This window comes from Streptomyces sp. NPDC048248, assembly GCF_043201875.1.
In the GTDB taxonomy this organism is placed as follows: Bacteria; Actinomycetota; Actinomycetes; order Streptomycetales; family Streptomycetaceae; genus Streptomyces.
This window is the reverse complement of record NZ_JBICZL010000003.1, coordinates 593,720-605,176: the sequence shown is the minus strand read 5'-3', so window position 1 is coordinate 605,176 and position 11,457 is coordinate 593,720. Positions and strand designations below refer to the sequence as shown.

Here is an 11,457-nt window from a genome sequence, read left to right as displayed (position 1 = left end):
CGGGACCGGCCGCGTGAAGTTGACCGGAGTTGGCCCTGACCACGCGTGTTCAAGCAGTCACGGGCGGGGCAAGGGCCCCGTACGGGCGTACGGGAGCACCTGTGGCACGGGTGTGGACCGTGCACGACGGACGTGACCACCGCCGTGCGGACCGGAAAACAGCGAAACAAGGCGAATCAAGGGGGACCCACTGTGACCGAGCCCGGGGACGGCGACGCGCCCGCCGACCTGCAGCTGACATCGGCGGAATGGAGCATGTGGCAGGCCTTTCGCAACGGCAGCACCTGCGACCTGCACATCGGCGACCCGGCAAGGGACGACCCGCACGGGCAGCACCTGTGGGGAGCGGAGCGCCGGGTGCGGGCGCGGGTCGTGGCGCTGCTGCTGCTGGACGGGCCGAGCCCGCAGCCGGGCCGGGTCTCCGCCCTCAAGCTCACCGGCGCGTACATCACGGACACTCTCGACCTTGCGGGCGGCACGATCAAGCCATTCGTGGAGCTGCGGGACTGCCGCTTCGAGGCCGAGGTGGTGCTGCCCGAGAGCAGGTTCACCACACTGCGGCTGGTCAACTGCGCGATACCCCGGGTGGAGGCCGCCCGGCTGCACACCGAGGGCGATCTGCATCTGCCGCGCTGCGTGGTGCACTCCGGTATCCGGCTCACCGACGCGCACATCGGCACCGACCTGCTGCTGAACCAGACCGTGGTGCACAAGGACCGGCAGGGCCGCTCGATCATGGCGGACGGCATGACCGTCGCCCAGGACCTCCAGGCCGAGATGATGGAGTCGTACGGCGAGCTGTCGCTGCGCGGCGCCACCATCGGCGTGTCGCTGAGCCTGCGGGGCAGCCGGCTGAGCAACCCCTTCGGCCGCCGCGCGCTGAACGCTCCCCAGCTGACCGTCGAGCGCACCGTCTACCTGACCGCCGCCGGGCTGGCGAACTCCCCGTTCTCCAGCAACGCCACGCCCCCTTACGGCGTCACCAACACCCCCTCGCGCGGCACCCGTATGCAGCGCTTCGAGTGCGAGGGCGGCATGCGGCTCGACGACGGCCGGTTCGGCGACGCGCTCGACCTGGAGCACGCCCGCTTCGTCATGGAGTCCGACCAGGAGCTGTCGCTGCGCCGGATCCAGACCCCTGAGCTGCGGTTCCTCTGTGAGCGCCCGCAGCGCGGCCGGGTGATCCTCTCGGGCGCCCGGGTCGTCAACCTGGTCGACAAGTCGGCGAGCTGGCCGGGCCTCGGCGGGCTGTGGATGGCCGGCTTCGCCTACGAGACGCTGATCCCGCGCGGTCACTTCCCGCTCGCGCTGCGGGTGCAGTGGGTGTCCGCTGCGACCCCCGAGTACGCGCCGGAGCCGTACGAGATGCTGGCCACCGCCCTGCGCAGCAGCGGCGAGGACGCCGACGCCCGGGAGGTGCTGCTGGCCAAGCAGCGGCGCCGCCGGGAGACGCTCCCACTGGCGGCGAAGGCATGGGGCTTCCTGCAGGACTGGACGGTGGCGTACGGCTACCGGCCGGGGCGGGCCGCGGTCTGGATGGCCATCCTGTGGGCGATCGGCACGATCTACTTCAGCCAGTCGCCCCCGCCGCCGCTCAAGCCGGGCGAGGCGCCGCCGTGGAACCCGTTCCTGTACTCCCTCGACCTGCTGCTGCCGGTGATCGACCTCTACCAGGGCGCCGCCTGGAAGCCGGACGGCGGCGCGCAGTGGGCGGCGGCGATACTGATCCTCGCCGGCTGGGTGCTGGCCACGACGGTCGCGGCGGGCGCGTCGCGGTTGTTGCGGCGGCAGTAGTGCAGGACGCGCATTTCGGCGCCTCCCCGCAGGCAGAACTTCCGACCTACTCCTCTAGGCTTACCGACTGTGACCTCCGTGCGCCTGCCGCTCTTCCCGTTGAACTCGGTGCTCTTCCCGGGGCTCGTGCTCCCGTTGAACATCTTCGAGGCGCGGTACCGGGCGATGATGCGCGACCTGAGCGCGATGCCCGAGGACGACCGCCGCTTCGGCGTGGTGGCGATCCGCGACGGCCGCGAGGTCGCGGCCACCGCCCAGGGCATGCCGGATGCGACCCTGCCCGCCGCGGAAGGCCCCGCCGCGGGCTTCGGTGACGAGCCGATGAAGGCGTTCCACACCGTGGGCTGCATCGCGGACGCGGCGACCATCCGGGAGAAGTCGACGGATGACGACACCGGCTACGAAGTGCTCGCCACCGGCATCACCCGCTTCCGGCTGCTGTCGGTGGACACCTCCGGCCCGTATCTGACCGGCGAGATGAAAGAGCTGGACGAGGAGGAGGGCGACGGCGCGGGCGCACTCGCCTCCGGCGTCGTACGGGCCTTCCGGACCTATCAGAAGCGGCTGGCCTGGGCGAACGAGCGGACCCTGTCCAGCGGCCAGGACCTGCCGGCCGACCCGTCCGTGCTGTCGTATCTCGTCGCGGCCGCTGCGGTGCTCGACGTGCCCGCCAAGCAGCGGCTGCTCCAGGCACCGGACACCGCGACGCGGCTGGCCCAGGAGCTGAAACTGCTTCGTCAGGAGTCGGCGCTGCTCGGTAAGCTCCCGTCGCTGCCGGCCGTGGATCTGACCCGGCAGCCGACCAGTCCCAACTGACGCAAGGCGAACCGGCGTTGTCGAAGAAGTCCAAGCAGGGCCGCAAGGCACAACAGTCCGGCGGCGGTACGCCCGCGACGGTCGCCCTCGCCGCTTCCGGCGTCCCGTTCACGGTGCACTCCTACGCGCACGACCCGGCCGCGCCGTCGTACGGCGAGGAGGCGGCGACGGCCCTCGGCGTCTCGCCCGACCAGGTGTTCAAGACCCTGCTCGCGGAGGTGGACGGGGCGCTCACGGTCGCGGTGGTACCGGTGTCCGGTTCCCTGGACCTCAAGTCCCTGGCTGCCGCGGTGGGCGGCAAGCGGGCGGTGATGGCCGATCCGGCGGCGGCCGAACGCAGCACCGGCTACGTCCTCGGCGGGATCTCCCCCCTGGGCCAGCGCAAACGGCTGCCCACGGTCCTCGACGCGTCGGCCGAAGGGCGCCCGACGATCTGCGTCTCCGCGGGCCGGCGCGGCCTTGAGGTCGAGCTGTCCCCCGCTGACCTGGCCGCTCTCACCGGTGCCCGGATCGCGCGGATCGCCCGGGGCTGAAATCGGCGGCGGCCGTCGCTCCTCCCGGGGGACGACCGCCTGCCGGCTCGCGTCGGTCCTCAGCCGGCCGGCGGCTGCTGACGGTGGTGACCGGACCAGTCCGGCTCCGCCGGCTCCCCGGGCTCCGGATCGCGCGGCCCGAACAGCCCGGTCAGCAGCAGCTGCCCCAGCATGGCCGCGATGGGCCAGGCCAGCAGCGCGCCCTTGGCCTGGAGCCGCAGCGGACCGTAGAAGGTGACACCCGGACCGACCTGCTTGGCATGCGCGGCGACATCCGGCCCCGGCCCCAGCCACATACCCATGACCCAGCCGGCCAACGCGCCCAGCAGCCCGCCCACGACCAGCGCCACCACCAGTGGAATCCCGCCGCGTCGGCGGACGAGGAACACCACGGCCGCGCTGACCAGGCCGAAGGCAAGCGACAGCAGGACGAACGTGCCGTCCGCGCCGATCGCCTCCTCGCCCTCGGTGTTCTTGAGATAGACGTTCCGGGCGTCCGCGATCAGCGGGACCTTCGGTGCCAGCCAGGCCCACAGCACGCCGAGCAGCACACCGCTCACCGCGACGACGAGCGCGATCAGGGCCGCTTCACGCAGCTCGCGGGCGAATTCGGGGCCGCCGAGACCCCCGTGGTCCCCGTCCGGGCCGTACGCCCCCGGGTCTGCGGTGGCCCCGTGGCCCCCGGCGGGCGTGGCCGTGGGGTGGTGCGGCTCTTCGGGCGGTTGGTTGTCGCGTGGCGTCAGCGGTGCGGTCACCCTGTCATCGTGCCAGGTCGGCGTCGTGCGGTCGGCAGAGGGACGTCCCGGCCCGCCCGTGGCGCCGCTCACCGGGCCGCCGCCCGGCGGTACGCCCAGGTCGCGACGGCCAGCGAGAGCACCCCGACGGCCGCGCAGACGCCCAGATCGGCGCAGACCACCAGCCAGTCGGGATGCGCGTCGAAGCTGCGGGCCAGCGCCTCGACCCCGTACGTCGAGGGCAGCAGGTCGCGGGCGTAGCCGATCACCGCGGGCAGCCGCCCGGCGGGCAGCACGCCCAGCAGCAACGCGGCCGACATGCCCAGCTGGCCGCAGAGGGTGGCGAGTTCCTGGCGCGGCGCGAGCAGCCCGAGGGCCGCGCCGAGTCCGGCCAGGGCTGCGCCGGACAGCGGGATGACCGCGGCCAGGACCCAGAGGTTGGCCATCGGCAGTTGGAAGAGCACACAGCCCGTGACGGCGGTGACCACCGTCCCCGGCACGGTGAACGAGGCGTACGCGGCGGCCGCGCCGAGCACCACGGCGGCGGGCGGCACCGGCAGCGTCGCGTAGTGGTCCAGGCCGCCGCCGGCCCGCAGCTGACCGAAGTACTGCGCCAGCAGATTGAGCGCCACGAAGGCCACGACCAGCACGCTGGAGCCGGACACCACGGCCCGCGCCTCGTCGCCGCCGTCGACGACACCGCGCATCAGCACCATGATGCCGACGGACTGGAAGGTCGCGACGAAGAGCAGGGGGATGCGCGCGACCCTGGCCCGGGAGAGCTGGGCGCGGTAGACGGCGGCGAGTGCGGGCAGCAGGCGGGCGCGGGGGGCCAGCGGGGCGGCCGGGGCGCCGTCGGGCCATGCACCGGCGTCGGGGGATGCCGCCCCGTCCCCGGTCACCGCCTGCGCGGGAACCACACTCACGCCTTCACCCCAGACTTCCTCGTCATGTCCCGCGTACGCCTCGGCCCGTGTCCGGGCCCGACCTGCCTCACGCCTTGACCAGCCCCTCCGCGCGCCCGCCGAGGGCCAGGTAGACATCTTCCAGGCTGGGCGTCGCGAGCGTGAAGTCGTCGAGGGCGGCGAACGCCGGTCCCGCGGTGACGGTCGCCACGGCGGCGCGCGCCCGGTCGGCCGGCAGCCGCAGGGTCCAGCGGCGGCCGGAGACATGCGCGGAGGTCTGCAGGTCGGCGATCTCGGGGACGTGCAGCGGAGGCTGGTCGCGCCACACCAGTTCCAGCCGGACCTCCTCCCCCACCATGTCCTTCAGCCCGCCGGGCGTGTCGCAGGCGATGACGCGTCCCCGGTCGATCACCGCGACCCGGTCGAGCACGCTCTCGGCCTCCAGCACGTTGTGCGTCACCAGCACCACCGTGGCGCCCCGCTCGCCGCGTCGCCGGTCCACCGCTGCCCACACCGCGCGCCGCGCGACCGGGTCCATGCCGGTGGTCGGCTCGTCCAGCACCAGCAGAGGCCGCTCGCCGATCAGGACGGTCGCGAAGCAGGCCAGCCGGCGCTGTCCGCCGGACAGCTTCTTCAGCGGCCGCCCGGCGATGTCGGCGAGGCCGAGCTCGCCGACCACGGCGTCCCGCTCCGCCCGCGCCTCGCGTACGCCGAGACCGCGCAGCCGGCCGGTGGTCTCCACGGCCAGCGCGACCGTCAGTTCGTCCAGCGCGGTGGACTCCTGACCGAGGTAGCCGAGCAGTCTGGAGGCCCGCTCGGGATGGCGCACCAGGTCGTGGCCGAGCACCGAGACGCTGCCGGAGTCCGGCCGCAGCAGTCCGGTCAGCTGACGGACGAGGGTGGACTTCCCGGCTCCGTTGGGGCCGAGCAGACCGAAGATCTCGCCGCGGTGTACGTCCAGGGTGATGCCGTCACTGGCCCGTACGGCAGGCGCCTGTGCCGCGCCGCGGCGCCCGCGCATCGCGGGGTACGTCTTGACCAGGTCCCGCACGGCACACACCGTCCCGCCGTGCTCCACCTGTTTTGCGCCCGTCCTCACGAGCTATGAGGGTACGCGCCCTCGGGCCGTCCCCGGCCCGCGGGGCTCCACGGGCCGGACGCGACCCGGGCACGAGGCCCGGTCGCGGACCGTCAGCTGCCGGCCGGTGCGTGCTCCGCGGCGGTGCGCAGATCCACCTCGCGCCAGAAGCCGGCCCGGATCGCATAACGGTCGTGCTCGTCGATCTGGTCGTCCTTGTGGGCGAGCAGCCCGAACCGGGCGGCGTAGCGCAGCAGTTCCCCGTCGATACGGTGCGGGATGCGCGGGTACTCCGTGGACAGCTGCTGCAGATGCGCCGCGTCGGAGAGCCGTTCGGTCCAGCGGCGGGCGAAGACCTGGCCCACCTCGAAGGGGTCGCCGCTGACCGCGGTGATGTCCTCCTCGCGGTCGGCCCAGCGCTGCTCGGCGCTGGTCAGCTGGGCCAGGGTCGGCAGGGAGGCCGTCTCGGACGGTTCGCCCACCGGGCCGCCGCCGCGCTCGACCCACCCTTTGTCGGACGACCAGCGCAGGGTGGCACTGGGGGCGGGCGCCGGCTGGGTGCCGTTCTGCGGGGTGCCCGGGCCCTGGCCGGCGGCGTGGGCGCGGCCCAGCCCGGCGAGGTCCTTGGGGGTGGGGACGACCTTGGTGCCCGCGCCCGGCTCCCGGTCGGAATCCGCGTCGCCGTCGGCGCCGGGTGCGGGGGCGCCGTGGGAGCCGGTGTGTTCGTGGGGGCGCTCGGCGCCGTCCGATCCGGTGGCCGAGGCGGCGGCCGCCGCCGCTGCCGCGACCGCGGACTCCGGCAGCGGTGCGGAGAGGATCGCGGCGATCTCCGGGCGGGGCACGGGCGGCGGCGCGCAGGGCCCGCCGAATTCCTTGGCCCGCACCGCGCGGGTGATCCACGCCCGGTCGAGCACCCGCCGCTCGTCGGCCTCGGCGACGAGATCCTCCGACTGGTTGTAGTCGCCGTCGGCGGCCTGCACGGCCCAGAGGTGGACCGCGACGCCGTGCTCCTTTGCCGACATCAGGCCGGGCAGCAGATCGCCGTCGCCGGTGACCAGCACGATGTCGGAGCAGGCGCGGTTGCGGGCGAGTTCGGTCAGCTCGGCGTGCATCGCGGCGTCCACGCCCTTCTGCGCCCAGCGCCCGTCGCTGCGGGTCAAGGCCCCGAGCCGGACGGTGACCCGCGGCATGACGCGCAGCCGGCGGTGCTCGGGCTGGGGGACGCGGTCGGGGGCGCCGTCGAACCAGTAGATCCGCAGCAGCGGCTGTTCGGTGTCGCCTTCGGCGCGCTGACGGAGCCCCTGGATGAGGGCGGCGTGATCGACGGTGATCCGGGACCGGGCGGGCTCTCCGGCGAGCAGACTCGCCGCGGCGCCGAGCAAATATCCGGCGTCCACCAGGACGACGCAGCGATCCACGTTCCACCCTCTTCCCTGAGGTGCTGAAGTCCGGTCGCCCCCCGGCTCGGCCTGTGGCACGAGTTTCCTTCGGCTTGCCCTCGAGTCTGCCCGACCGTACGGGGGTTATCTGCCCGAACTCGATCATCGGCGTGGCGGATTCGCCGGGGTGTCAGGGCTCAGGTCGCGAGCACTCCTGTCACGCAGGGTAATTGCCCGAAATGCGGTCTTCTGTCCGCCATGTAAGTCTGGTCCCGGTCCCGATCCCAGGATCCCCCTCAGGAGGCACGGCCATGGCCAAGAGCAAGAAGGACCGAAGTAAGCAGCAGAAAGCCAGCCAGGCCGAGCGCGGCCACGAGCAGGCACAGAAGTCGGCCATCGAGGCCATCTCCCAGCCCCAGCGGCCGGCGCAGGGCAGCCCGGCAGACGTCGCCCGTCGGCACCAGCGCCGCTTCGGCCACAACTGACGTGTTGCAGGCATGAGTTGAGGGGCGCGCCCACTTGCGGGCGCGCCCCTCAACTCGTGCGGCGCTTACCTGATCAGGGCTTCCCCGGCCCCTCCCGGCAGCCTCAGCCCGCCAGGCAGGACGGGCCGAGCAGCACCTTCAGGTCGCCGAACAGCGACGGGTCGGGCGTGACCCGGTGGCGGTCGAGCCGCAGCACCGTCGTCTTCCGCGCCCCCTGCAGCTTGATTCGCACCTCCGTGGAGCCGCGGTGGCTGCTGAGCACCTCGCCGAGCTTCTCGACCATCGGCGGGGTGACCTTGACCGTCGGGATGGTGATCGTCACGGGAGCGTTGGTGCCCGCCTCCGACAGGTCGGGGACCATCATCTCCATGGCCACCAACCGCGGGATGTCCTCGCGCTTGTCGAGCCGGCCCTTGACGAACACCACGGTGTCCTCGACGAGTTGGGTCGAGACCAGCTGGTAGGTGGCCGGAAAGAACATGCAGTCGATGGAGCCGGCGAGGTCCTCGACGGTGGCGATCGCCCAGGCGTTGCCCTGCTTGGTCATCTTGCGCTGCAGGCCGGAGATGATGCCGCCGATGGTGACGATCGAGCCGTCGGAGTAGTCGCCGCCGGTCAGCTGGGAGATGGCCGCGTCGGCCTTGTCGCTCAGGACGTGCTCCAGGCCGAAGAGCGGGTGGTCGGAGACGTACAGGCCGAGCATCTCGCGCTCCTGGGCGAGCAGGTAGGCCTTGTCCCATTCGATGTCCGAGAACTCGACGTCCAGCCCGAAGCCGGGGCCCTCGTCGGCGGTGTCGTCGCCCATCCCGCCGAAGAGGTCGAACTGCCCCTCGGCCTCCTTGCGCTTGACCTGCACGACGTTGTCGATCATCGGTTCGTAGTGCGCGGTCAGGCCCTTGCGGGTGTGCCCCATCTCGTCGAAGGCACCCGCCTTGATCAGCGACTCGGTGGTGCGCTTGTTGCAGACGACCGCGTCGACCTTGTCGAGGTAGTCGGGGAAGGAGAGGTACTTCCCCTTCGCCTTGCGGCTGCGGATGATCGAGTCGACGACGTTCTGGCCGACGTTGCGGACCGCGGTGAGACCGAAGAGGATCACGTCGTCGCCCTGGGCGGCGAAGTTCGCCTCGGACTCGTTGACGTTGGGCGGCAGCACCTTGATGCCCATGCGGCGGCACTCGTTGAGATATACCGCCGACTTGTCCTTGTCGTCACGCACCGAGGTGAGCAGCGCGGACATGTACTCGGCCGGGTAATTGGCCTTGAGATAGGCGGTCCAGTAGGTGACCAGGCCGTACGCGGAGGAGTGCGCCTTGTTGAAGGCGTAGCCGGCGAAGGGGACCAGGACGTCCCACAGGGCCTGGATGGCCTGGTCGGAGAAGCCGTTCTTGCGCGCGCCCTCCTGGAAGAGCACGAAGTTCTTCGCCAGCTCCTCGGGCTTCTTCTTGCCCATCACGCGGCGGAGGATGTCGGCCTCGCCGAGGGAGTACCCGGCGATGATCTGGGCGGCCTTCTGCACCTGCTCCTGGTACACGATGAGGCCGTGGGTGAGGCCGAGGACCTCCTTGAGGGGCTCCTCGAGCTCCGGGTGGATCGGGGTGATCTCCTGGAGGCCGTTCTTGCGCAGCGCGTAGTTGGTGTGCGAGTCCATGCCCATCGGGCCCGGGCGGTACAGGGCCGATACGGCGGAAATGTCCTCGAAGTTGTCGGGCTTCATCAGCCGCAGCAGCGAGCGCATCGGGCCGCCGTCGAACTGGAAGACGCCGAGCGTGTCACCGCGGCAGAGCATTTCGTAGGTCTTGGGGTCGTCCAGCGGGATGTTGAGCATCTCCAGCTCGACGCCCTTGTTCTTGCGCACCATCTTGACGGCGTCGTCCATGATGGTGAGGTTGCGCAGGCCCAGGAAGTCCATCTTCAGCAGGCCGAGCGACTCGCACTGCGGGTAGTCCCACTGCGTGATGGTGACGTTGTCGGTGTGCCGGACCCAGACCGGTGCGTGGTCGACGATGGGCTCGCTGGACATGATCACGCCGGCCGCGTGCACACCCATCTGCCGGACCAGGCCCTCGACGCCCTTGGCGGTGTCGATGACCTTCTTCACGTCCGGTTCGTTCTCGTACATCCCCCGGATCTCACCGGCCTCGCTGTAGCGCGGGTGCTGGGGGTCGGTGATGCCGCTGAGGTCGATGCCCTTGCCGAGGACGTCGGCGGGCATGGCCTTGGTGAGGCGGTCGCCCATCGCGTACGGGTAGCCCAGCACGCGCGCGGAGTCCTTGATGGCGTTCTTGGCCTTGATCTTGCCGTAGGTGCCGATCATGGCGACCTTGTCGGCGCCGTACTTCTCCGTGACGTACCGGATGACCTCGACGCGCCTGCGCTCGTCGAAGTCGATGTCGACATCGGGCATGGAGACGCGCTCGGGGTTGAGGAACCGCTCGAAGATCAGTCCGTGGGTGATCGGGTCGAGGTCGGTGATGCCCATGGCGTACGCGACGATCGAACCGGCCGCGGAGCCTCGGCCCGGTCCCACCGCGATGCCGTTGTTCTTGGCCCACATGATGAAGTCGGCGACGACGAGGAAGTAGCCGGGGAACCCCATCTGGATGATGATGTCCATCTCGTACTCGGCCTGCTTCTGCCGGTCCTCGGGGACACCGCCCGGGTAGCGGCGCTGCATGCCGACCCGGACCTCCTCCTGGAACCAGGTGACCTCCGTGAAGCCCTCCGGAATGTCGAACTTCGGCATCAGGTCGCGCTTTTCGAACATCCCGGTGACGTCGATCTGATCGGCGATCAGGCGGGTGTTGGCGCAGCCCTCCTGCCAGGCGTCCGAGGAGTCGATGGCGTACATCTCGTCCGTGGACTTGAGGTAGTAGCCGGTGCCGTCGAAGCGGAAGCGGTCCGGGTCGGAGAGGTTCTTTCCGGTCTGGATGCACAGCAGCGCGTCGTGCGCCGTGGACTCGTGGGCGTAGGTGTAGTGCGAATCGTTCGTCACCAGCGGCGGGATGCCGAGTTCCTTGCCGATCTTCAGCAGGTCGTCGCGGACCCGGCGCTCGATCTCGATGCCGTGGTCCATCAGCTCCAGGAAGTACCGGTCCTTGCCGAAGATGTCCTGGTACTCCCCCGCGGCCTTGCGGGCCTCTTCGTACTGCCCCAGCCGCAGCCGGGTCTGCAGCTCACCCGAGGGGCAGCCGGTCGAGGCGATCAGGCCCTCGGACCACTGGGAGATCGTCTCCTTGTCCATCCGGGGCCACTTCGTCAGCCAGCCCTCGGCGTACGCGTCGGAGGACAGCCGGAAGAGGTTGTGCAGACCGGTCTTGTTCGCCGCCCAGATCGTCTTGTGGGTGTAACCACCCGAACCGGAGACGTCATCGCGCTTCTGGTGCGGCTGGCCCCACTGGATCTTGCGCTTGTTGCGCCGCGACTCCGGCGCCACATACGCCTCGATCCCGATGATCGGCGTCACGCCGGCCTTCTGCGCGGAATGGAAGAAGTCGTAGGCGCCGTGGAGGTTGCCGTGGTCGGACATGGCGATGTGCGACATCCCCATCTCGTTGCACGCCGCGAACATGTCCTTCAGCCGCGCGGCACCATCCAGCAGCGAGTACTGGGTGTGGACGTGCAGGTGCGTGAAGGGCGGCTTGGCCACGGCGGAAGACCTCCGGGAGAAGGGTCGGCGGGCCCCTCCGGCGGCAGCCGGGGAGGACGGGTGAGACGGTCTCGAAGTCTACGACTC

Annotated in this window: 9 protein-coding genes; 4 read left to right on the top strand and 5 right to left on the bottom strand. The window is 71.0% G+C overall.

What is annotated here, in order from left to right; all coding sequences use genetic code 11:
* Positions 1-192: 192 nt before the first annotated feature.
* The 3 genes from ACGFZW_RS08720 to ybaK all read left to right on the top strand — a co-directional run bounded on the left by ACGFZW_RS08720 (position 193) and on the right by ybaK (position 3,143).
* Positions 193-1,794 (top strand): oxidoreductase, encoded by a 1,602-nt coding sequence (locus ACGFZW_RS08720; RefSeq protein WP_393892313.1) that lies wholly within the window; start codon positions 193-195, stop codon positions 1,792-1,794.
* Positions 1,795-1,863: 69 nt separating this feature from the next.
* A complete protein-coding gene (locus ACGFZW_RS08715; RefSeq protein ID WP_393892312.1) occupies positions 1,864-2,610 on the top strand; it encodes an LON peptidase substrate-binding domain-containing protein in 747 nt (248 codons plus the stop codon).
* Between the two features lie 17 nt (positions 2,611-2,627).
* Positions 2,628-3,143 (top strand): Cys-tRNA(Pro) deacylase, encoded by a 516-nt coding sequence (gene ybaK / locus ACGFZW_RS08710; protein ID WP_393892311.1) that lies wholly within the window; start codon positions 2,628-2,630, stop codon positions 3,141-3,143.
* A gap of 59 nt (positions 3,144-3,202) precedes the next feature.
* Here the strand turns inward: ybaK and ACGFZW_RS08705 are convergent, their stop codons facing one another.
* The 4 genes from ACGFZW_RS08705 to ACGFZW_RS08690 form a co-directional block, all read right to left on the bottom strand.
* The gene (locus tag ACGFZW_RS08705) at positions 3,203-3,898 is read right to left on the bottom strand and encodes an ABC transporter permease (protein WP_393892310.1); all 696 of its coding nucleotides are present in this window, start codon (positions 3,896-3,898) and stop codon (positions 3,203-3,205) included.
* Between the two features lie 68 nt (positions 3,899-3,966).
* Positions 3,967-4,797 (bottom strand): ABC transporter permease, encoded by an 831-nt coding sequence (locus tag ACGFZW_RS08700; protein ID WP_393892382.1) that lies wholly within the window; start codon positions 4,795-4,797, stop codon positions 3,967-3,969.
* A gap of 73 nt (positions 4,798-4,870) precedes the next feature.
* Positions 4,871-5,803: an ABC transporter ATP-binding protein gene (locus ACGFZW_RS08695; protein WP_393892381.1), complete on the bottom strand. Its 933-nt coding sequence runs from the start codon at positions 5,801-5,803 to the stop codon at positions 4,871-4,873.
* A 170-nt stretch (positions 5,804-5,973) separates the two neighbouring features.
* Positions 5,974-7,278 carry an NYN domain-containing protein gene (locus ACGFZW_RS08690; RefSeq protein ID WP_393892309.1) on the bottom strand — a complete coding sequence of 435 codons (1,305 nt, stop codon included), beginning with the start codon at positions 7,276-7,278 and terminating at the stop codon, positions 5,974-5,976.
* 272 nt (positions 7,279-7,550) lie between these two features.
* Here ACGFZW_RS08690 and ACGFZW_RS08685 point away from each other — a divergent pair, with 272 nt between their 5' ends.
* Positions 7,551-7,724, top strand: a complete 174-nt coding sequence (locus ACGFZW_RS08685) for a hypothetical protein (RefSeq protein ID WP_393892308.1) — start codon at positions 7,551-7,553, stop codon at positions 7,722-7,724.
* Positions 7,725-7,827: 103 nt separating this feature from the next.
* On the opposite strand, the gene dnaE is transcribed toward ACGFZW_RS08685, so the two are convergent.
* Positions 7,828-11,370, bottom strand: a complete 3,543-nt coding sequence (gene dnaE, locus ACGFZW_RS08680; RefSeq protein WP_393892307.1) for a DNA polymerase III subunit alpha — start codon at positions 11,368-11,370, stop codon at positions 7,828-7,830.
* Positions 11,371-11,457 lie beyond the last annotated feature (87 nt).